Annotated in this window: 32 protein-coding genes; 1 reads left to right on the plus strand and 31 read right to left on the minus strand. The window is 41.1% G+C overall.

What is annotated here, in order from left to right; all coding sequences use genetic code 11:
- Positions 1-5: 5 nt before the first annotated feature.
- The 29 genes from CSV79_RS01540 to CSV79_RS01680 form a co-directional block, all read right to left on the minus strand.
- Positions 6-4,556 carry a tape measure protein gene (locus tag CSV79_RS01540; protein WP_099687277.1) on the minus strand — a complete coding sequence of 1,517 codons (4,551 nt, stop codon included), beginning with the start codon at positions 4,554-4,556 and terminating at the stop codon, positions 6-8.
- Between the two features lie 206 nt (positions 4,557-4,762).
- A complete protein-coding gene (locus CSV79_RS01545; RefSeq protein ID WP_099687278.1) occupies positions 4,763-5,347 on the minus strand; it encodes a bacteriophage Gp15 family protein in 585 nt (194 codons plus the stop codon).
- Between the two features lie 10 nt (positions 5,348-5,357).
- Positions 5,358-5,750 (minus strand): hypothetical protein, encoded by a 393-nt coding sequence (locus tag CSV79_RS01550; protein ID WP_099687279.1) that lies wholly within the window; start codon positions 5,748-5,750, stop codon positions 5,358-5,360.
- 59 nt (positions 5,751-5,809) lie between these two features.
- Positions 5,810-6,091 carry a fibronectin type III domain-containing protein gene (locus tag CSV79_RS01555; protein ID WP_233201346.1) on the minus strand — a complete coding sequence of 94 codons (282 nt, stop codon included), beginning with the start codon at positions 6,089-6,091 and terminating at the stop codon, positions 5,810-5,812.
- A complete protein-coding gene (locus CSV79_RS01560) occupies positions 6,051-6,482 on the minus strand; it encodes a phage tail tube protein (protein WP_099687281.1) in 432 nt (143 codons plus the stop codon). The genes CSV79_RS01555 and CSV79_RS01560 overlap by 41 nt, the downstream gene beginning before the upstream one ends.
- Positions 6,483-6,881, minus strand: coding sequence for a minor capsid protein (locus CSV79_RS01565; RefSeq protein ID WP_158232446.1), 399 nt, complete (start codon positions 6,879-6,881; stop codon positions 6,483-6,485).
- Positions 6,881-7,204, minus strand: coding sequence for a minor capsid protein (locus tag CSV79_RS01570; RefSeq protein ID WP_199171855.1), 324 nt, complete (start codon positions 7,202-7,204; stop codon positions 6,881-6,883). The genes CSV79_RS01565 and CSV79_RS01570 overlap by 1 nt, the downstream gene beginning before the upstream one ends.
- 6 nt (positions 7,205-7,210) lie before the next feature.
- Positions 7,211-7,555 carry a putative minor capsid protein gene (locus CSV79_RS01575; protein ID WP_099687283.1) on the minus strand — a complete coding sequence of 115 codons (345 nt, stop codon included), beginning with the start codon at positions 7,553-7,555 and terminating at the stop codon, positions 7,211-7,213.
- Positions 7,555-7,950 (minus strand): head-tail connector protein, encoded by a 396-nt coding sequence (locus tag CSV79_RS01580; RefSeq protein WP_099687284.1) that lies wholly within the window; start codon positions 7,948-7,950, stop codon positions 7,555-7,557. The genes CSV79_RS01575 and CSV79_RS01580 overlap by 1 nt, the downstream gene beginning before the upstream one ends.
- Before the next feature lie 12 nt (positions 7,951-7,962).
- On the minus strand, positions 7,963-8,211 hold the full coding sequence (locus CSV79_RS01585; protein WP_099687285.1) for a hypothetical protein: 249 nt from the start codon (positions 8,209-8,211) through the stop codon (positions 7,963-7,965).
- Between the two features lie 59 nt (positions 8,212-8,270).
- Positions 8,271-9,167, minus strand: coding sequence for a capsid protein (locus CSV79_RS01590; protein ID WP_099687286.1), 897 nt, complete (start codon positions 9,165-9,167; stop codon positions 8,271-8,273).
- Between the two features lie 24 nt (positions 9,168-9,191).
- A complete protein-coding gene (locus CSV79_RS01595) occupies positions 9,192-9,839 on the minus strand; it encodes a hypothetical protein (RefSeq protein WP_099687287.1) in 648 nt (215 codons plus the stop codon).
- Positions 9,840-9,951: 112 nt separating this feature from the next.
- Positions 9,952-10,215, minus strand: a complete 264-nt coding sequence (locus CSV79_RS01600) for a DUF6275 family protein (RefSeq protein ID WP_099687288.1) — start codon at positions 10,213-10,215, stop codon at positions 9,952-9,954.
- On the minus strand, positions 10,215-10,460 hold the full coding sequence (locus CSV79_RS01605; RefSeq protein ID WP_099687429.1) for a DUF2829 domain-containing protein: 246 nt from the start codon (positions 10,458-10,460) through the stop codon (positions 10,215-10,217). Before CSV79_RS01605 ends, CSV79_RS01600 begins: the two co-directional genes overlap by 1 nt.
- Before the next feature lie 72 nt (positions 10,461-10,532).
- Positions 10,533-10,736 carry a hypothetical protein gene (locus CSV79_RS01610; RefSeq protein ID WP_099687289.1) on the minus strand — a complete coding sequence of 68 codons (204 nt, stop codon included), beginning with the start codon at positions 10,734-10,736 and terminating at the stop codon, positions 10,533-10,535.
- The gene (locus CSV79_RS01615) at positions 10,736-11,860 is read right to left on the minus strand and encodes a phage minor capsid protein (protein ID WP_099687290.1); all 1,125 of its coding nucleotides are present in this window, start codon (positions 11,858-11,860) and stop codon (positions 10,736-10,738) included. The genes CSV79_RS01610 and CSV79_RS01615 overlap by 1 nt, the downstream gene beginning before the upstream one ends.
- Positions 11,861-11,865: 5 nt before the next feature.
- Positions 11,866-13,359, minus strand: coding sequence for a phage portal protein (locus CSV79_RS01620; protein WP_099687291.1), 1,494 nt, complete (start codon positions 13,357-13,359; stop codon positions 11,866-11,868).
- A 14-nt stretch (positions 13,360-13,373) separates the two neighbouring features.
- Positions 13,374-14,654, minus strand: a complete 1,281-nt coding sequence (locus tag CSV79_RS01625; RefSeq protein WP_099687292.1) for a PBSX family phage terminase large subunit — start codon at positions 14,652-14,654, stop codon at positions 13,374-13,376.
- Positions 14,635-15,441, minus strand: a complete 807-nt coding sequence (locus tag CSV79_RS01630; protein WP_099687293.1) for a terminase small subunit — start codon at positions 15,439-15,441, stop codon at positions 14,635-14,637. The genes CSV79_RS01625 and CSV79_RS01630 overlap by 20 nt, the downstream gene beginning before the upstream one ends.
- Positions 15,442-15,547: 106 nt before the next feature.
- A complete protein-coding gene (locus CSV79_RS01635) occupies positions 15,548-15,802 on the minus strand; it encodes a hypothetical protein (RefSeq protein ID WP_099687294.1) in 255 nt (84 codons plus the stop codon).
- A gap of 174 nt (positions 15,803-15,976) precedes the next feature.
- Positions 15,977-16,408, minus strand: coding sequence for a helix-turn-helix transcriptional regulator (locus CSV79_RS01640; RefSeq protein ID WP_099687295.1), 432 nt, complete (start codon positions 16,406-16,408; stop codon positions 15,977-15,979).
- A 14-nt stretch (positions 16,409-16,422) separates the two neighbouring features.
- Complete coding sequence (locus CSV79_RS01645) at positions 16,423-16,611, minus strand: hypothetical protein (RefSeq protein ID WP_099687296.1); 189 nt, start codon at positions 16,609-16,611, stop codon at positions 16,423-16,425.
- An 11-nt stretch (positions 16,612-16,622) separates the two neighbouring features.
- Positions 16,623-16,961, minus strand: a complete 339-nt coding sequence (locus CSV79_RS01650; protein ID WP_099687297.1) for a hypothetical protein — start codon at positions 16,959-16,961, stop codon at positions 16,623-16,625.
- Between the two features lie 96 nt (positions 16,962-17,057).
- Positions 17,058-17,942, minus strand: a complete 885-nt coding sequence (locus CSV79_RS01655; protein ID WP_099687298.1) for a DUF5677 domain-containing protein — start codon at positions 17,940-17,942, stop codon at positions 17,058-17,060.
- 15 nt (positions 17,943-17,957) lie between these two features.
- The gene (locus CSV79_RS01660) at positions 17,958-18,821 is read right to left on the minus strand and encodes an HNH endonuclease (protein ID WP_099687299.1); all 864 of its coding nucleotides are present in this window, start codon (positions 18,819-18,821) and stop codon (positions 17,958-17,960) included.
- A gap of 63 nt (positions 18,822-18,884) precedes the next feature.
- A complete protein-coding gene (locus CSV79_RS01665) occupies positions 18,885-19,493 on the minus strand; it encodes a hypothetical protein (protein WP_099687300.1) in 609 nt (202 codons plus the stop codon).
- Positions 19,490-19,681: an XtrA/YqaO family protein gene (locus CSV79_RS01670; protein WP_369823350.1), complete on the minus strand. Its 192-nt coding sequence runs from the start codon at positions 19,679-19,681 to the stop codon at positions 19,490-19,492. The genes CSV79_RS01665 and CSV79_RS01670 overlap by 4 nt, the downstream gene beginning before the upstream one ends.
- Positions 19,682-19,754: 73 nt before the next feature.
- Entirely contained in the window at positions 19,755-20,177 is a 423-nt protein-coding gene (locus tag CSV79_RS01675; RefSeq protein ID WP_099687301.1) for a hypothetical protein, read from the minus strand.
- The gene (locus CSV79_RS01680; RefSeq protein ID WP_099687302.1) at positions 20,170-20,349 is read right to left on the minus strand and encodes a DUF6877 family protein; all 180 of its coding nucleotides are present in this window, start codon (positions 20,347-20,349) and stop codon (positions 20,170-20,172) included. The genes CSV79_RS01675 and CSV79_RS01680 overlap by 8 nt, the downstream gene beginning before the upstream one ends.
- A gap of 323 nt (positions 20,350-20,672) precedes the next feature.
- On the opposite strand from CSV79_RS01680, the gene CSV79_RS01685 reads away from it, so the two are divergent.
- Positions 20,673-20,828 (plus strand): Spo0E family sporulation regulatory protein-aspartic acid phosphatase, encoded by a 156-nt coding sequence (locus CSV79_RS01685; protein ID WP_369824902.1) that lies wholly within the window; start codon positions 20,673-20,675, stop codon positions 20,826-20,828.
- Between the two features lie 238 nt (positions 20,829-21,066).
- On the opposite strand, the gene CSV79_RS01690 is transcribed toward CSV79_RS01685, so the two are convergent.
- Entirely contained in the window at positions 21,067-21,576 is a 510-nt protein-coding gene (locus CSV79_RS01690; protein ID WP_099687303.1) for a Holliday junction resolvase RecU, read from the minus strand.
- Complete coding sequence (locus CSV79_RS17035; RefSeq protein ID WP_233201339.1) at positions 21,576-21,743, minus strand: DUF6011 domain-containing protein; 168 nt, start codon at positions 21,741-21,743, stop codon at positions 21,576-21,578. The genes CSV79_RS01690 and CSV79_RS17035 overlap by 1 nt, the downstream gene beginning before the upstream one ends.
- Between the last annotated feature and the right edge of the window lie 17 nt (positions 21,744-21,760).

A 21,760-nucleotide genomic window follows, 5' to 3' on the forward strand; every position in this document is an offset into this window, starting at 1 on the left:
CTTTCTTAATAATCTAGCGCCAACCGACGAAGCATTTGCTCTTGCTTACGTGCCGATTCCGATGGCGATGAATCAACCCTCGTAAAGTGGTTCGTTATATTAGGCGAGAATGATTTGCTGTTATCTGTAGTTGTATTGCTACCGCTCCCCGAACCTCCAGACAGGTTAATTGGCATTACACCCCTTATGGGAGCCGATACACCCCTCAACTTATTTACAAAGTTCGTTTGTGGTATTTCGGGTTTCATCCAGTCAACCATCTGCCCTGCTTTTCTCACAATGGAGCTTTTGGTTTTATCGATACCGATAATAAACCCTTTGCCCATGTTGCCTGCAATGAAATCCCTCATCCAACGGCTTGGACTATGGATATCCAATGCATTAGCCATTGCGTATTTGATAGCATTTGCAATGGATTCAGCTTCTGCGACAATCGCTTCACGTTCGGACTGAAAACCTTTTAGTAAACCTTGGCCAGCTTCCCGACCAATCGTCTCTAATTCCTTTAGCTTATCGCTTGTCACACTCGTGATTTCTTGTATCCTCTTTTGCCAATCTGATTTGACTTCATCTAATTTTTCGTTTGCCACTTTACGTAAACTACTAATCTGATCCGCGGTATCTTGCTTCATGCCAATCAGTTCTTTTTCGGCTTGTTGACGTGCCAATGCCTGCTTTTCCCGGTACAAGTCGCTGTACTCGGTCAACTGCTCATCCGTCAGTTTGTTGAGCGCTGCAATTTCGCCTGCCGCTTTCGGACCCATCGCTCGTAATTCTTCCAGTAGCCCATCATCAATGGCCCGTTCCGATAATGTAGTGATACTTTCTTGCCAATCTTTAAAGCCATCAACTTGTCCGCGTAAATTAGAAAGTAACTCAGTGCCTGTAGATTCGGTTTTCGCTTTAAATTCATCAAAGATGCCAGAAAAACTAAATAGCGCTTTTTCACGATCGTCCAGTGACTTCGTATAAGCTGCAGTTATTTCTTCTTCACTCTTCTGCAGATCCTCGTTGATTTTTGTGATTTGGTCAGCATAGAACTTATTTGTGTCAGCAATTTCCTTGTTCAAATCACCAAGCGCTTTCACGTAAGATTTCTGCGCTTCTATTTTTTCTTCTGTACCTTCTCTAAAATAATCAACGGCTTTCGCCCATATCTCCGCTTCTTCTCGCAAAGATAGATTTTCAAGTGTCTTCTTTTCGTCAATGAAGGATTTCAAGCTGGACATCATGTCTTTGTCGATTGCTTCCAGTGCGTTCTTCAAATTCTTTTGCGCTTCAATCTTCTCTTTCGTGCCATCTTTAAACAGCTTCACTGCTTCTTCCCAGATAGCCGCTTCGTCTTTCAAAGATAGTTGATCAAGAGACTTTTTATCTTCGATAAACGTTTTTACGCTAGATAATCTTTCTTTATCCAATATTTCTACGGCTTTGTTGTAATTCTTCTGGACTTCAACGCGTTCTTTTGTACCCGCTACAAAAAATTTGAGTGAGCGTTCCCACACTGCTACTTCTTCTTGTGCAGATAATTCATTAAGCGACTTCTTATCTTCGACAAACAGTTTAAGTTCCTTTAATTTGTCTGCTTGTTCTTTCGACATAAGTTCCACACTGTCTGATACAGCCTTACTTTCAATCTCCGCAACCTTTTTCGCCGTATTTTCTTGAATGCGTTGAACTTTGATTGCTTCGTCTTTCGTCAGCTTGCGTTTCTTCATTGCTGCTGCGCGATGAATTTTGTCGATGTCCTCTTTTGAACGTTTTTCCAACTCCGCGATCTCCGCATTAGCAGTACGCGTGATTTTCTTTTCTTCGCTTCGATAGTGCTCTGCCACGTCTAACATGAGATGAACGGTATCCTTCAACACCTTCACTACATCTTGTTCGCGTTCAGTTAAACCGTTGATAAATCCTTGCATAGTATCATCACCGATAGCCATAAAAACGCGAGAAGGGGACTTGATTCCTAAAGCGTTTTTCGCTTTATTGACAACGCCATTGACCACTCCCGCAACCGCGTCAATTGCCGCTGCTCCCATTGCGAGAATTCCGTTAATTAGACCTCTAATTAAATCTTTACCCGCTTGCAAGAATTTACCCGCTACGCCAGTGACTGCCGAAATCATTTGAGTCATCATTGAACGAACGGTACCGACCGCCTTCGACATCGCGGAATTGATTGCGGAGACTACAGCGTTAAAACCACTCGCGATAGCTGATTTGATAGAGTTTACCGCACCCGTGATTGCCGATTTAACGCCATTCCATCCTGCCTGAATCACACTCTTTACTGAGTTCATTACTGTTGTAATTATGGATTTAATAGCATTCCATACAGACGTAACAACCGACTTGATTGCGTTGGTTGCTGTCGTGACGGTCATCTTGATTGCATTCCATATAGTTGTGATTAGCGACTTGACCGCGTTCATGATGGTTGTGATTGTAGATTTGATTAAATTAAATCCGCTAGTGACTAAATTCTTGATAGCCGTCATCGACCCGCTGAATACTGTTTTTATTACATTCCACACCATAGATATAAGCGTTTTAATCGCATTCATGGCGCCGTTAGCCGTAGACTTAATTGCGTCAAATCCACTTTTGAATGCTGATTTTATTGCGTTTATTGCATTGTCGAAAACACTCTTGATTGCATTCCAGGCACTTGAGATAACTTTACTAATGCCGTTCATAATCGTGTTGACAGCCGACTGCATGGACTGGAAGCCTTTCGTGAATATCCCTTTCACGAACTCAACCGCCGAAGAAAATGCCCCTTTAACGGCTCCCCACATACTTGTGGTCGCCCCTCGGAACGATCCGGCAAAGACTGCGATACCTTTCAACATACGACCCCACAACATAAGTTGCACAGCGTTCCATAAAAATTCAATTACACCGATGAATAACTGTTTAATACCTTCCCACACACCTGCCCAATCTCCTGTGAACAAACTAGAGAAGGTCTTAACCAGTCCTAAGATGATATTTAACGCGCCCTCTATAACGCCTTTGATATTGGTCCAGACTGCTTCTATCACGAATTGAACGGCCATCCACGCGACTTTGATAATCGCTTGAATTGCAGGCATAACGAATTCAATCACAGCTTTTATTGCATCCCACACGCTTTTCGTGGCAGCTTTAATAGTTTCGCCATTCTCATTCCAAAATGTCGCTATTTTAGTAGCTACACCCTGCACGAAACTAGCCACGCCGCTTAGGGCTAATTCAATGGAAGACTTAATAGCATTCCATGCCTCTGTCGTGCTCGATTTAATGGATTCGCTATTTGCTGTCCAGTACGCAGTAATTTGGTCAGCCATACCGCCTACCACAGCTACTAGATTTCCTATGGTAGTCGTAACAATTGATACGATAACGTCCCAAATGGCGTGGACACCTTCGCGGAACCACTCGAATTTATTGTAAGCAAGGACTACCGCAGCGATGATAGCCGCAGCCAGAAGTACCCACGGATTAGCTAATATGGATGCATTCAATGCTACTTGCGCCTTTTTGACAGCCGCAAGAATGGACTTGACAGAATTGAATGAAGCGTAGGCCAGTACGACCGTTCCGATGCCTGCCACAATGGAACCTAACAACGGCAACCACGGTACTAATGCGCTATATACGGATTGAATTGCTTCCGCTATAGGAGGAATCGCGGCAACAATGGTTTTAAACGCTAGCTGAATAGCCGTTTTCAACCCATCGATAATACCTTCTATTGATCCCACGCCACCCAGTGCTAGGTCAATCCCTGCGATGATGTCCGTAACTCCTTTGACGATAGCAGTTTTCATATTCGCCCACGACGTTTTAATACCACCGCTAGCTTCCTTTGCAATATCTGCAAAGCCGCCTGTTTTGTTACTCATCTCAATGATTTTTGCGTTGAACTCATCAAACGTGATGTCGCCTTTTTTTAGCGCATCGTATAAATCGTTTTGTGCAGATCGCCCCGTAAAACCGAAAGCATTCGCAGTCTCGTTAAGTGCGACACCCATCGTCTCCTGTAAGGTTCGCCAAGATTGAAGGTCTACTTCACCTTTAGATAACATCTGGACGTATTGATCTAGACCACGCTCTGCATCAGCAGTACTTGCACCGGACGCAATAAAGGCATTGTTAAGTGCGAGGGTAGTTTCTACCGCTCCGTCTAAATCACCAGTTAATATCGCAATTCGTTGCGTCTTACTCGCTATGCTATCAAGAGTAGTGGGAAGTCCATCGATACCCTTGGATAGCTTGGTTATCGCTCCTTGCGACTGCGCGGCATCGAATCCCATTTGTTGCATGACTCGTGGGAAACTATTTAGCGTGTCATATCGGTTAATCGCACCATCAAGTGATTTCTTGACCATGTTTATCCCTTGTGCGGCTAAAGCAGTTAATCCAAGAGCCGTTACAATCTTGCCGATACCTAATGACGCTTTTTCACCTGTGTTGCCTAACTTGCCTATCTTGCCGTCAAGATTCGTAACACCTTTTACTACACTACCGTCATCCAATATGACGTCAATTACTATGGTTCCATCCCCTGCCATCTAAACACCCCTTCCACGTGAATCTGGTGTGGTCGGTGCTCGATGGCTCTCTAATTACTCGCTAAAGTAATTGACCTTTTTACATTTCGGACATTTAATTTCTGCGTGCCCTTTCAGTTTTCCTAAAAAACGTCCGCAATCTACACAACGGACGATGATTAATTTCTTCATAAAATGCCGCCTTTCGTAAGGCAATAAAAAAAAGCCTATTCAGCTTCTGGTAGTGGTTGGCCTTTCAGCGCGTATGCTCTTTTGGCATCCAGTATTGATTTTCGTTGTTTCTCCGTACCCTTACCTGTTGGCAATTCCATGCCGCGAATCTCCAATACTTTTTTGAATTTGGTTTCATCGCCAAGTCCAGCCAACAACGCCCTAAATTTAGACCAATGGAGCTTGCCTTGATATTCGAATAGATCCATTCCGTAATCTTGCATAAATGATGCGTAGATATACTCTGCATCTTCTGTAAGTGAGTAACTAGCTCCGCCTTCAGACTCTTCATTGGACGGCATTGGGTTTCCCTTAATATCCACAGGCCTTGATTTCTTTTCTCCTTCTGACACAACATCTTCAAATAATTTATTGAAGATACTGCCTTTTAGATTAATATCACAGTCAAGATCTACGCCTATGAACATCTGCATGCCTAATTCAACTTGCGTCACATCGTCAATTTCCTGATCATTCAACATCTCGATTAAACGTAAAATGTTATCAAACGACATATCGATCGGGTATGTCGTTCCGTCAATCTCGACTGTTTCTGTCAGAGGGTAAGCAAGAGTAAACACACCCTCTCACCTACTTCTTTTTATTTTTTGTATTGAGATATTTATCCACTTTCGCTTGTTGTTGATCAACGAATCCCCGGTTGTTCAATTCACCGTTCAGCGCGTTGCCTAACTGCACAAGATACTCTGCTGTAATAGCTACGGACGGTGTCTGTTCATAGATTTTGTCGAATGCACCCTCACTTAAAATGAGGTCGTAGCCTTTACGCAGTATATTTTTCAATAACACCACATCCTCTTCACTTGCGCTACTTGCTTCCAATAATTCGATTTCTTCGAGCAGTTTTTGCCCATTCTTTCGGAATGCGATTACATTTTCATCTGTTGTAATGAATTCGAATTTCAGCTCACCGATTTCAATTGGTATCGCTGGTGTTTTCGTTTGAATCTTAATAATTGACATGTAAATCCCTCCAATATTGTATTAAAAAAAGAGAGTGGGATTACCCACCCTCCACTAACTTATAACGTTGTTACTTCCACCACATTTGACGGTTCGGACTCCCCGCTGATGAATGCCGTGACGTGGAACTCATACGGCATAGCCGTTGTCAATCCTGTGACCATGTAACTATTCGTATTAACTGTATCTATCATTACTGCGTCCTTATAGACGTGATAGCCGACAGCGTGGCTAACAGCATCCCAAGTTAGATCGACCGTCGTATCGGTTTCACCGCTCGCTGTTAGGTTGTCGGGTGCATCAGGGTGTGATTGTTGGTTTCTTGTCCCAAGACACTGCACATTCAAACGCCGCATACTCCGTCGCATCGCCGCCTGTCACTTTGATACCTGTCAATGTTGCAGGACCTTCAAGTGTAGAACCATCTGTACGGACTTGCTTGAACATCACTTTTCGATCTTCACCCGTTGCGAACTCAAGATTTGCAATAAACTTCATCGCTGGGTCTGCGTCATCGTACATGCCTTCAAACGTGTACGTCTTCTTCACTGAGATGACGTCCGTTTCCGGTGTACCGTCACCATCGTAGAATCCCTGATCCTCTGTTTCTTCGTTCGAATCATCAGTCACGTTGGAAATCCACTTTGCGAGCTCGTGGTAAGTAGTCTCTCCTGGTGATTCCGGCACTGCACCCACATGATATTCCGTTAACGCGTTCTTTTTTCTGCTCATTTAAGCCACTCCTTTATAGATTGTTATTTTTGCACTGATCGATAATGCGTACACATAAAAACCCTGCTCGTCTTGTGCGACCAACGACGGCAGGGAGGGTGTTGAAATCCTATTAAATTCATAGCTACCATTCCCACTGGGTAAGTCAGCTAGATTTTCTAACGCTTGATAGATAATGGTCAAGGCGTTTAAACAGTTCATCTGATTCTTGCTTTTCGCATTGATCTGCACTTGATAATCTTTGTCTCGCATGCCGTCCATGTACTCCACCTCAGAGCCACCAGGCATTGCCATGATGGATAGGCTTTCACCTACATCCAACAAGCCAATTGACGAATGGGCATACAAGGACAGGCTATTAATCCTTTGATTGAGTTTCGTCATGAAATCAAGTTCCATTACTTCATCGCCGCCTTTACAATCGCTGTCCATTGATTACCGTGGATAGCTAGTGCTTTCCTATCCCATTTAGGACCAGTTCCAGGTGTCGTGAATTTGGCCCCATAGTTATAATACTGGCGTCTTGCATATACAGTGCTCCAAATGATGGACTTGCCGTCAATTGCGATAGTGGATTGATTGCGCAAATCACTAGATAATTTAGGCACATAGATATTGCTGTCAGCGTGCACCTGGTTAACAAGCGCGTATTGCCCTTGTTTCACCATTTTTCCCACTTTCGCTTTCACGCCACGTAGATCGCGCTTGATTCTGATTGTCATCGCCAATTAGATCACCTCTAATTCCCAGTGGTGAACCTTGTTCTGATTCGGATAATAGCACGGTACCACCTTTTTTAAGATGTACCGCTTTCCGCCGAACGTGATTACGGACTGTTCTGTGAATTCGGGTACTGGTGAACTGTTGGCTGCATCAATGAATACCACTGCTTCTGCGATAATCTTTGTTTGTGTGTTATCCCGACTAAATACGGTAGATTCATCAAAGCGAACAAAACGAATGTTAACAGGCCGTTTGTATACCAGGTTGCCCCAATCATCTTTATTTCTTGTGTACTCCTCATATACAATCGTATGGATCAACCACGATTTTGGAAGCGGTTTGATTCGCATTACCTCACCCCAATTCCACGATATAAAAGCCCAGTGCCATGAAGGTACATGTACACATCAACAGAAATGAGTTTGATTCCCGGTTCCCGTGACGTTGCACTGCCGCTTGCGCCACTAGACATGCTAGTCCGGCCGATTGTAACCGAACCAGGTTCATTCAAGCTGTGCGACGTTGTTGCACCCATATCTTGAAAATATTCAATCTGACAGGCGACTGCCTTTTTGAACTTATCGCGTCTGAACGGAATATCATTTGCAAGGTCATTGAATTGATAGAAATTACTGGTAAGACTATCAAGTACATCACTTGCACGTCTTTCCAATCTATCGAATTCTGTAGACTCCACAGGTTCGAACGGTAAAGAGGAATACTCGGCATTTGTTAAGTAAGGCATCTGATCACCGCCTTATTTTTTTGGCGCTTCTAGTTTTTTAACTTCAGCTTTCAATGACATGATTTCTTGTTTCGCTTTATCAAGCTCTTCGATAACCTTGTTATGTTCAGGAAGAGAAATGGCTCGTCCACCCGTCGCTAGCTTGATTACTTTTCCTTCATCATCAATCTGGTCATATCCTTGATTCAAGAAACTTGCTAAACGACTAGTTTCGACGTGTAGAATTCGGTTCTTCTTCTTAATTTTTACCGATTTACTCAAAACAAAAACCTCCTTATATTATCAAAAAAGAGAGAGCGATTTGCCCCCTCGAATAGTTCTTATTCGCCTGGCTCGATGTTAAACAAAATGCCTGGTACTTTCTTTTCAATCGCAAAGATGTCCCAGTATTTTCTTTCGAAATACAAGTATTTACCACCAGTAGCAGCAGACGGATTATCCAAACTAACAAACTCGTATCGTTGTGGTGTGAGAACTGATAACGGATGCACCAAAATCATATTGATTTGTTTAGCAGCTAGATCCACAACTGCTCCATCCGTAAAATCATATGCCGTTTTCATGCGTGGTGATGGTACCATTTGAATCGTCACATCATCAAGTGAATAAATGCTACGCTTCACGTTTCCGCTATTCCCAGCTACATCAAGTTGACGTTGTAGCCCTTGTGCTGTTTTTAGTAACTTGTTGACAGCTGGCGTGACATAAAGAATACGCCCGCTTTGTGGAACTTCCGCGTCATCCATTTTTTCCATAAAGTCGTCAAACACTTCAAGGATATTTGCCGCTGTAAGAACTTCTGTATTAGCTGTCCCGCCGAATGTCGTGAACTCTGAATACAACTTAGATGCTGCGTACTTGTCCATTTCCGGGATTTTCTGCTCATCATTAAACACTCGCGTAATGTTTGCAATCGACAATGCAAGGTTCGTTTCGTCAATATCCTGAGGATCTACCAGCGTGCGGAATTCACGGTCGTGTTCAATCGTTTTCGTTTCCCAATCGTTATCAGCCCGACGAGTAAATGAACCGACAACATCACGGTCAACGTCAACAAATCCGCCCACTGTAATGCGCGGGATTTGAATTGTTTTTGCATTAACCCATTTGATATTTGCGTTGTTCGGCGTACTGAATAGCGCATTAAAAGAAAGTCCTTGTGCGAATTTTTGCTGAAGCGCCATTAAATATTGTTGTGCGTAATTGACTACTGCCATTGTATACCACTCCTATTTCTAATTTTATTTGAATGCAGCTAACCACTTGTCCGTTTCGGATTGTGGTTGCTGTTGGTGCTGTCCGTTTGAAAATTGTGGTTTCGGTGGTGTGTTTGGATCTGGTTCCTGTTCTGCCGCTTTCGCAAATTGAGGATATTTTTCAACGACTTTCGCAATCGCCGCATTCATATCCGTTTCATCGTTGACCATCGTCTTCGCAAGCACCACGACATCTTCAATTGATTCAGCAATGACACCCGCTTTCATAGCGGACAGTTGCGCCTTGAGTGTTTCGTTTTCGCTTGAAAGTGTACCGTTTTTAGTTTCAAACTCTTTCAAAGCTTCGGCTTGACGTTCCGATTCGGTCTTTTGCGCGTCCTGAAATTCTTTCAGTTTTGCAAGACCTTCCTTCGCCCCTTTAAAGTCCTCGATGCCCAAATCTTTCAGCATCTTTTCCTGTTGTTTTTTCGTTTCACGGGCAATTAGATTGTTTACATCGTCTTGCGAAAATGATTTCGGCTCTGTTGGCGGCGTTTCTACAGGCGGTGTCGGTGGGGCTGGTTGCCCACTTCCTCCCGGGGGCGTTCCTGCCGGGTCAACTGGTGGTGTTGCTCCCTCTCCTGCCGGATCAGCAGAAAAGAATTGTAGGTTTAATCGCAAAAGTTTGAACATCTATAGTCCCTCCAATTATGGATAGTATTTTCCTTTCGTTTCTTTAACGCCTAACGAATAAAAGGCGAAATAAATAAGCCTGTTTATATCGTCTATTGCTTAAAGACGCGTGTTACAATTTGATGCACTTGTTTTCCCACTTTTTATAAGCATCAAAATAAATTTCACTTTTATCGCCGTTGTAAGTCAATTCGTAATACATACCGTCAAACAAAGTTGTACTTAATAATGCTTTGTTATTTTGTAATGTTTTACAACTCCAAACGACAAAAACATCTTTATCATCGATTTGTTTGTCGTCACTTTTATCTAAGTGTTCGTTGGCATAACTACGTACAATCAGCTTACAATTATCAATAAATTTTTGATTATCCATTATTCAACTACCTCCCAATCTTCTGCTAGAATATCCGCTTGATATGCCTGTGCAGGAGCGCAACCGCCATGGTCTTTAAGCGTCGCAAGGATTAAACCATTTAGAAATGAGAATGATGTATTGTAACCATCTTCATTTCCCTGTTTACACGAAGGATACTTAAACAATTGCCAATGACCACCCCAAGTTTTCCGCTTTACCTTCTTGCCATTTTTAAGTGCTTCAATCGCTTGTCCGAAATTCAATACAATCATTCCTTTTCGCTTTTTATAAAGCTGCATAACGGAACAGCAAACCGAGATATGGATCACTTCCTTTCAAATGATTTTTCGCACTTGAAATACAGGTTTCCGTGATAATACTTGACTTGGTTTTCTGTTATCCAAACACACAAACCAAGTGGAACGCAATTTCTTCTTTTGCTTGATTTGATCGACAGCATTATGAATAGATTTGATAAACGCTTTGATTTCATTCCAAGCCTTTTTAACTGTCTGAATCAATTCACGAAGTGCATCCATTATGAAATCACCCTCTCTTTGTCATATCTGCGTGGCAAACCATGCCTACCAATAAACTCACGAACATCTGCCTGCCTCAACCTAACTTGTTGCTTATATTTATTAATAGTATCGATGTCACCAATTTCATTCGCCAGGTTTAACGAGCGTTTAGACTTCCTTACCTGCCGTTCGTAATAGCGCTGTTTCTGCGACAAATCATATTTTTTCTTCATGTCTTCATCGCTAAATTGAAGTTGATTGTTGGTATTTAAACCGTCTATGAACGGATAAAGTATGTGGCGACAATTAGAGCCACGGATGCCCCACGGTTCACCATAGCCAAATTCATAAATAGACGGGTACTTAGGGTTGCTGGACGGATTACTCATTGAACAAACATTACCCTGTATTTGTGAACACGCAGGACGTGGATCGCTATAACTATTCACCAACACCAAATCCACCCCATACTCATTCATACGGGATGTGCGCAATTCGTTATATGTGTTGTTGACTGTATTTCTAATTAAAGTATCTGCGTATTGTTCTAAATGCCAGGTTCTGCCGCCTTTATCGACAAATCCTGTCGCAAAACCTTTACTCGCCCATTTAATCGTTGTTTCAGCCACCGCTTGATTAATCGTCTTGTTGCCCGCTAAAACTTGTGCAGTAGCTTCTTCAACAATTTTACGGTACATATCTGCAACAGTTCCGCGTCCGAATGTAGTAGAAATGAGCGTTTGGTTTACGTAGTTGTCTAGTTCAAGAAAAGTCTGTGTAACAAACCCTTGAAGCACAAAATCAATTTGCGTCGGTAGAGGAAGAACGTTTCGCGCTCCTTTTAACTCTTCATCAATGCTTTTGATAGAATTGAATCCAACATCATTAATCATACTTTCGATTTCACTAGCTGCAAGCCCTGTTGCTTTCGATAGTTCTTTGATCGTTTCTTGATTGAGCATTCGTAGCTGTTGCATTCGTTCAACTTGCCATTGCAACACGTAGTCTTTACCGTGTGCTGGATTTGTTTTAAGTCGTTTGGCAATCTGAAAAAATAGTTCATCTTCAAGGGCAACGTATATATCGACGATTTGAGAAGAGTACTCGTTGAATTGATAAGGTGTAATGATCGGACGTGCCATTTACATCACTCCCTTTGACCAAAGAAACTAACTTCCTTTTCTACTTCCTCAAGTTCTGGTGATGATCTTCGTTCTTCGTTCCAAATTTCCAAAAGGATTTCCAACGCTTCCTTCTCAGTCACTCCATGAATCTTCATGATTGCTAACTTTTTAGAAGTGATGCCGCTTGCTAACAACATGACCTGTTCGTTAATGTCGGCTGTTCTGTCCTGTGCGATAGAATCATCAAACGTGACTGTGACACCGTATTTCCCTTTTGGACGACTAAACACGTCATACAACTCCGCCAGTTGGACAATAACCTCAACAAGTTCAACCAATCCCGCTTCTACGATGACCTCATGCGACTGTTTCGTGCGGAACGTCTTGGAGTTCTCACTAACAACTTCGGTAGCTGTTTTCATTGACTTACCATCGAAAGCGAACGACCCGCTACTGAATCCGGTTTGCATGGAGAGTAGATTAAGCAGGGCATTAATTGCGGAAATATGTTCTTCTACTCGTAATTCCACGGTATTGTCGTGAATCTTTTCATTGTCCATATCACCAAGATTCATAGCCTCGTAGACTTCATCATTTGAATCAAAGTATCGCTGTAGTTGACCGTGCTCATTAATTACCGACCTGACAGCGGATGCCGGCACAATAATGCGTCGCTTACCAAGTCTGAACTCTCTTTCGAACGAATCATAAGCAACATCGAGTGACTTCAACGTATCAAGCGCGTGAGAATAGATCGGCACCCCCAATGGACTCGACATGTCGATTTGGTTTGCTGTATTCGGCGAAAAGTAAACGAATAACGAACGCTTGATTCCACTTACCCTTGCCTCTTCTTCAAGCGCTGGATAAAGCTCCGACAACGGAATCTTCTTCCCTAATTCCGTTGCGTTTTCACTTACATACAATTCATTCTTAATTACATATTCGTCAGATTCACGTAGATGCCATTCGAGATGCGTGTAGACCTTCTGACCTTTTCTCGTCTGATTTGTAAAGACTGCTTCAAAGATCCCCTTGTTATCCCAAGCGACAGGAATAAAGCAATCTGGTGTAACAAATGAAAGTTTAATCTCTCCATCTTGAAAATATGGTTTGATAACCATACCACCCAACGCGAATTGGTATTCTAAGTAGTCTTGAAAGTGCTTATTAAACTTATTGTTTTTCAAAACATCGTCAATATTACTCGCTAAACCTTCATCATCAATATTGATTTCACAGCGTTCATTGAAAATCAAGGTTGCCATTTCTTGCGATAATACTTTCGGCATGTTTAAAGTGGCCATACGTCTTTTCTTTAAACCGTCGATTGTCCTGTATTGCAAATCGTGCCACTCACTAAAATATCCTTGATAAAGTGCTTTCCACTGTTCAATCATTAGATAGAACGAATCATCTATAGGAATACTTTTTATATCTGAAAGCGACTTGACTGTTTTTACTAAGCCCATACGTTGCATCACCGCCTTTACTTTTGAAATGATAGTTTTGAACATTGCATCACCGCCTCTTATTTAACGTAACGATTATAGAAGTAGTTGTTAGCGTATCTAGCCTCGTCCAATGCGTGGTTGTTGTCGTCTATCGGATTACCATTATCTAAGCGGACATACATACCAATTTCCTTTAAAAAGTGGTAGTGATCGTACTCGCTGTCTGTTTCAACAATAAAGAACTGTTCATTTGTAATGGAGTTTTGCAAGCGTTCAATGCCTGTCTCGATGCCTCCGCCTTTTTGTCGACCGTCCTTTGCATTGTTATCCGCTCTTGATGTTTGGATTTTTAAAAGGTGCATTTCTTCACGCAACGACTTACAAGCTGGATCCACGAACACCTCTGTATATCGCATCTCAAATTTTTCAACGCACCATTCCATGAACCGCTTAATCTCTTTAGCATAAACAGACATGGCTTTTGTCTGTCCGGTATCAGCACCACTGTGATAGTAGTTTGCTATACGTAGTAAACGGAACTTCCCTTCGAACCGAACCACCATATTGCAGCTACATGATGTAGCATCCGACTGCCCACCATCCGCAACAAAAAACATTTCATACCTTTTCCCACGAATAACCGGAAGACTATTCACATCCAAATCAAACACGGAATAGATTACACCTTGCGGCATCACTCGTTCACCAAACCAGTCACGTCGCAACAAATACGGATTTTTCTTTAAAACCTCGTAGATCTCTTGTTTCCGTTCCTCCGTAATAATCGGATTGTCTTGTATGGTCCAGTGTAGCCAGTTGGTATTCTGAACTTCGAACACTTCTTTGATTACTGGATGGAATGGAGCAGGTGGGTTCAAGTCCGCCAAATGATAGCGGTCTTGAGCGGCAAACGTACGGCGAAAACATTCTTGAATCATGGACATATGTAGAAGGTTAATCTCACAAAAAACGACACTTCCCAAGGACATCCCCGTGATAGCGCCGACGCTGTTCGATTTCCCTCCACCTTTGTAATACACCTTTTTAATTCCGATTGGTGTATGTACTTCTAGGTGCGATCCGTGTTCATCATGTTTTATTTCGCATAAGTTACCGAATATATGCATTAGACCTGTGCCGTCGCCATCAATAAATAGGCGATAGGCTTGCTCTTGGTTGTAGGCAACAATTAGATGATTCGTGTCTCTAGTCCACGTCAGGTAGTCAGCATACCGGAAGTGTCCAGCTGTTGTCTTACCCGAACGTGGCGTGCCTTCGAAGACATCAAACGTATGGTCATATGGACGATAGATCGCTTCGAGCTGCTTTGAAGAAAACTTAATCTTTGTTTTGCTCATACAACTTCCGCCCTTCTAACAACGCATCCAGTAAACCAGTGTCTTTCTTATTACCTTTCAACTTCTCAGCACGTTCGATGGAGAAGTCTGCATCTGCTTCCGTTTTAGCAATTTCAGCTTTTAGTTTTTCTTCTAGTAAACGTTCTCTATCTTTATCCGAGAGGAGATCCGTATACTTGGCGAGCATATCCAACGCCTTCATCTTGTCAGCCAGTTTAATCTTTGGCCCATTTTCGGTATTGCCGACTTCACTAACAATAGACATATCTAATTCTTCTAATGGCTTCAGCTCTATCATGTAACCTGTTTCTGAATGTACATAATCGCCTATATCAGCGAAAGCAATGTCAATGTACTTTTGCAGGACGTCATCGGCACTTAATTTCTTATTGCTTAGTGTTTCACTTCGCATCCGGTCAATTTCTTCTGATATGTTAGGGTTTGCTAGGTGTCTATGTCCTTCAACTCTCGCAGTTGTATAAGCGCACTCATATGCCTTCTGATAAGCCTTAGTCGCATTAAAATACTTAATGTAGTAAATACAAAAAAGCCGTTGTTTATCAGTCAGGTTATCCGACTCAACAACAGGCTCTAATTCCTTCTTTTTCGGTTGCATCCTTTTGGTAAGGGTTGCAACCTTTTTCGTTTTAGTTGCATCCCTTAACCACTTATCGCGGCTTTTTCTACTCTTCAATGTTCCCAGTTTCACATCATGTTTTTCCGCTAATGCAGCCAGCGTAATCTTCGATGTTTCCCAATCTCTTTGAATCTCATCCCAATTCGTCATCTACATCACTTCCGCCTCCTTGTATTCTTTCACTTTAAATCACCTCATTATGATATTCTCTTCGTTTATTTGTATTAAAAAAGCACCTCCGAAGAGATGCTTAAAATCACTGTAACTCTTCTTCAATTTTGTCGATTCCATAAGCAGTTATCTTTGCAAAAAATAACGTTGATGCTTTCGAAGAGTAATCGATATAGCTCTTATCCCTTATATATTCATACGCAAGATGATTTTTCTTTTCATCCTCCGTCATCGGCATTGAAACTGTGATTTGCTTAGGTCTGCCGGCTGATTGTTCATTCCAATCATATAAGCCTTTTAACAGCTGATTTCGAAGTTCTTTCTTTTCTTGGATATTCATAGTATCACCTCCCACTGACAATATTCGTCAAAGAAGGTGAATATCCTCTATTTCATCAATCGTTATGTATAAGGCTCGGCATTACTGGTTAAGAGTTTGTGTATTGGTAACACGCCCCCCTCCAAACCTCCCCCCTCAATATAAAACTTTTTTCTACGCATGCAAACTTCTGAACTAAATGCACTTTTGAACGTTCTGAACATCTTGAACATCTTTAGAAATCTTTTTAGCGATAGAAGAGAAAAATCTTTTGATGTGCGTGTGAGATAATCCCATGTGTCTAGCAATCCACGAGTAGCCTTTACCTTCCAAAATCCAATGTAATACTTCCTTTTCTCGCGTGTCTTGGATGATGTGAATATACTCTTGAATCAGCTTGATTTTGTTTTCGTAGCCCTCAATCGTTTTGAAATGTTTAGACCGTCGAACGACTTCTGTGTAAACAGGGTCACTAGATCCGCCTTGAGCTTTCGGCATAGCTGCTTCAATTCCATATTGTGCAGTTAATTTGCCTCCTACATCCTGTAAGTTCTCGCGCATAACTCGTACAGAATTGACCATCCAGTGATAATCTTTCAAAAGTTCCTCGATTTGCTTCTCTGTCATGCTGACTCCCCCTTTTATCGTCTACGAACTGCTCCACTCGGTCCGCGTCTGTACGTATCCCGATTCATACCCATCAACTCTTTAAGCTCCCAATCACTCAACTGTTCACTTTCCCTGCTATTCGTACCGTTTGCGTCGTATTTGGTATCGCTTTGAATAGATTTAGTATCGCTTTTGCATGAATTAGTATCGTTTCGATTCATCCTTTCACCCCTCAACGTAGATTTTTCCGTACAACTAAGACCGGTTTATGATTCATCCACTGATTACCTTTTCTTGTATCCCAGTTGATATGCCAGGTAGAACGCGTATGTTGGTTATGCTTGTGCCGCGCTACATTCTTTTCATACTTTTTCATCCATCGAATGACAGGACAGATATGTTTGTTAAAGAAATCGGCCAACGCTCTAGCAATCCCTCTGAACACTTCCGCAACCGTTTTAATGAATTTTCGAACCGAATCTGCAATACTTTCTTTTGGTTGTTGATGCTCTGGCAGTTTTAACGGTTTCGATAACGGTCCCGATATCAATGCTTTTTGCTTATTATTCATATCAATCACTCCTTTTCTGAAATAAAAAAAGAGGACAACAAATGACGCAGCGCAATGCTGCAATCAAATGTTGTCCTCTGGTTGGCCAGGGCGGACTTATTCCATTTTTAATTCTGCGACAACTTCTTTAGGAAGATCTTTTGCATACCAAATACTATAATCATTTACACTCTGTATATCAAAATGGCCAAGAATCTTTAAATTTGCCCTAACTCCAATTGATATTGCTACTTGTAAAGACAAACTTTCTTTCACGTCTTCCCTTATAGGTTTAAACGCACCTTGATTATTAACCGTTGTAAGTTGATTCAATGCATTAGTAGAGTGAACTTCATGGGAAAATAATGCATACATTGTTTCGTATTCGTCATCCATTTTCAAATATCGGCATAATGCTGCTATAGAATCTTTTCCTTTAGAAATGTTGTACCATGTAGGATACCTACCACCTTTATTTTTATCTTTCTCTTTACGTTTCCAATCAACTTGCAAATTCTTGAAAGGTTCCTCTAACAAACGCTTATTGATATAAGCACGCCTCTCTTTAAGTTGTTTGGGCATCTGTCCAACTTTATTTCCAATAAGTGATTTTAGCTTTTTCGCCTTCTTATTATTGGGATCAAACCAGTCTATTAACTCTAATTGCGTTTGTAGGCTCTGAAATTGATAAGCCGAAGCCCTATATTCATACCGCTCATCTAGCATAAATGCAAGATAAACGTAATTTTCAAAGGCATCCCGAGCAATTGAATCTGCTGTATTTTGGTGGCCATTATCATGTAAAATAAAAATTGCATCTATTTTTTCAATGATTTTTCTGAAGATTAATAGGCTAATAACATCCGTATCCTTCAACTGGCCATCTTTACTTACTAATAACGAAATTATTCTATCAAGTTCCAATTCAGCTTTTCTAATTACTATTTGCAACTTTGCTATATCTCTACTCAAAACTCTTTCACCTCTTCCCTTCTCGCCCATCCAATAGATTCATTCCTATCTATTTTTTTTAGGTGATAATCTCCGTTGTAACCCATCCAGTAAATCCTTAGATCTCGATTTCAATTTATGGACGTCTTTTTCATTATCAACAATATGCATTTTTCGATGGCAATTCGGACAAAGTGCTATGACATTTTCAATTACGTCTGCTCCACCAAGCGACAACCAGTCAATATGATGTGATTCTAAGAATGGTTTTCCTTTTCCGTCGTGAAATGGCGCATTTGAATCACACAACTGACAAATACCAGCTGCCAATTTAAATGAGAGCTCTTTCACATAGGGATCACGGACATAAACATTTTTATCCATGACGGCTCTTTTTGAAGGGTTACTATGAGCTTGTCCTGCAAGCCCTAGTAATTCTGCTTCAGAAAAACTTCTTGCCTTTTCTTCCTTTTTCTTCATACTATTCTTTATTAGATCTTCTGATGGCGACCACTCATGATCAATTACTTTTATCGGAAAGATCCATACTTCGCGCTCGTTACCATCATTATCATTCTGTCTACCCTTATAGGGTTTATCTACAAGTGTTACTTCTCCTCTAAATGTGTATTCTCTCTCCTTGAATACCTCAAATAAGTAAACTCTAACACCATTGGTATGCGATTCTGCAAGTGTTTTATTTTGAGTTCCTAATGTTTGATCACCTATAGCACCCATACCAGTATAATGTAAAGTATTCCCGTCCCATCTATTCGTGTACAAGGACTTCACATTATTAGAAACTATCACTAATGTGTTAGTGTCAAGCGACCTTCTCATCCCCCCTTGACCTGAGCAACCAAACGTTTTCATAATTTGATCGTTCTTAATAATTTCTCCTTGTGTTAAACTCGGGAAAGTTTTTGTCATAATTTCATCTCCTATTACAGAAAAAGGATCGTTAACAACAAATGACGCAGCCCAATGCTGCAATCAAATATTGTCCTCTGGTTGGCCGGGGCGGACTATTTCATTCACTTGAAGTCTATTTCTTAACTCTTCAATCATACGAATTAAATTTTCTGCATCTGATAGCGCTCTTTCTTTGAAGTTTTCTTTATTTGGATAATTCTCTACAAAGTTAGAGATGTTTTGAACAAGTACTTTTACTAGGTTCTTTTCTTTTATGAAATCAGAACTTACATTCAAATTTTCGATTTTCTTAAGCAAACACATCGCCGATTTTTCTACCTGCTGTTTTCTGATGTTTTCGAGATTAGGATATTCGTCTTTCATGATACTGATAAATGTATTAGTAACATTGGATAGATCATAGCTATATTCCAAAATAAAAATCCTCAGCTCGCTGTTGGTCCTCAAAAACTCTTCGTTGGTTTGTCGTTTGTAAACATATAGCGATACAACACCACCGCCTAAAACTCCTATAAAGGAGCCTACAACAGTAAAGATACCTGTAACCCAAGGTTCTTCCCAAACAGAATTAACATTATCAATACCTACCGTTGTTAACAAAAAAATAGATGCTAATAATATTGAGACAACAATCCATAGTACACGGTTTTCTGTTTTTTTACAGCTCAAAACTCCTCTCCCTCTTCCCTCCGCATCCGCCGAACTTTCCCCTGGTGCGTCACAATCTTATACTCACCATGCTCTGGTAACTCCCTCAACTTCGCAACACCTTCAGAAATCACCACAACACAGTTCATTGGTAATTCCATTATATCAATATTTAACCTACCTTGCCCATCAATCGACAAATTTTCCATATTCACCAGAACCCCTCCATGTGATACAATAATGTCAGCTACGACGGGAGAAACCCTGTCTTTTTTTATTTATTCAATTTCCATAAAGCCCAAACTTCCGTGGCTCAATTTTCCCTTTAAACTCCTGATCCATGACCAAAAGCGCGATACTCTGTTGATTCGTCCTCATCTTTTCTGCCATTTCGTCAATGTGCCAACCTTTATTCCATAGTTTTCGGAACCTTTTTAACTCCCACTCTTTCCATTCCCATTTGATATTTGCGCTGGATAATAAGAAAGTTGTCGGCTGACGTTCTTTATCGCTTTCCTTCAACGCTTCTTTAAAGAGTTCAAGGGCTCCCTCGGGCGTGGTATTCGCCTGATAACTTAGCTCGTTCATTAAGTTTCCGAATTGGCGCTCGACACTCTTTTTGTTGCGTGTGAAAGGGTGCGTCCAACGTTTGTGCAGATTGATGAGTTCACCTATTATGCGTCTTGTGTCGTTAGTATTAATCATTACATTTCACCCTTTCTGCAACCCCCTGCGCATACAGCAACTGCTGAAACATATAGGGATCATCATAGCTGCCTCCTGACGACAACCAGTCCGCTATGCGGTGGTGTAAGTCTTGCACCACCGCAATAGGTAGCTTGTCTTGCAGTCTGCTGATTTCATAGATTGGATTCATGATGTTCTCCTGTTAATTTATTTTGTTGATACTTATGGTCGAACTGCGTAACATCATCAGATGAAAGTTCGTAAACCCATCTCAATTAAAAATCAGTATTTTTTATCGTCTAATTCAAGACCTAAAGAGTTAATTAAAGTCAAGACTAAATCGGTTTATCATGTATAGGACCCATCATTTATGACATTATTATGACATCAATTTTTTACACATAATTCGACATTCTTTACATTTTGAATAGGTTAAAATAGAAAATGTTGTTTTATTTCAACCGCACGCCTCAGATAAATAAAACTAATAATATTATAATGAGAGGGATTATAATGATAAGTTTCTTGTTAAAGTTTAAAATTGAAATAAAAAGAAAAGAAATGTATAAAAAAGCGAAAAATTTAGGATTCAGGCATCCACTCGTAGTAAAATGCAGTCAAGAATTAGATTTATTACTTAATAAGTATTTTGATCAAACTTCTAATTAAAGGGAGGAATATTTATTAATCAAACTCTCAGATCTCTATAAAGCCAATCAGAACAAATATTACATACGATTTGATTGGCTTCTTGTTTTGAAATCACAACTTTAAGCATCAAACACTGTGCACTACTACCCTCTTTCCATCTACTATGTCACTCCTGCTTACCTTGGATAAATCCAAATACATACGCAGTAATAAAGATCAAACCGCCTGCCAGATACACTTCCAATTCATTCACTCCTCATTCCAACACCTTTAAATAATGCAGTTGATAGTCCTCTGACGCTTGTAACAGTTCGCATTGACTAGCAATCACATCGTAAGGAATCGACTTCCTTCCGCCTCGCTGTGCGTCCTGCCAATACATGCTGAGCACTTGCATATCCAGCATGTAGTGTTCGCCATGTTCTGAAAAATATAAAAGAATGAACGTGTAAGCACCTTGCCTCCACCATGACATCAATGTTTCGTACTGATGAGTCGCTATGTTCGAAAGCGAAAAACTCGTTCGCGTCGCTGTTTGTTTTGCATCAAATATGACCGCTCGACCTTGGCACACTCCGACAAAATCGACTAGATCTCCTTTAACTACCATGCCGTTAATACGACCGCCTACGTTCTTCGTTATTCTGACTGGTGTAGGTACCTTCTTTACATCAGCAAAGCCTGTTGCGCGGTACATCTTATTAGTTGCTTCAATAAGCTTTTCCAGTTGCATGCCCCTGTTTGCATACGTACGACTTTTCACCATTATCTCGCCACCTTCAGCTGATACGCTATTTCTTCGTCCAATGTAATCTGCCGTTTCAAGAACTCCGCTTCCGCCTCGTCGTGTTTCTTTTTGCAGATCGGGCCGAACCCGACCTTGATGCTTTGCGCTGTTTTGAGTAGTTTGTTGCATCGTTTGCACTTTGGCATGATGTATCCCCTTTCTG

The sequence above is a fragment of the Sporosarcina sp. P13 genome (assembly GCF_002743055.1).
Classification (GTDB): Bacteria; Bacillota; Bacilli; order Bacillales_A; family Planococcaceae; genus Sporosarcina.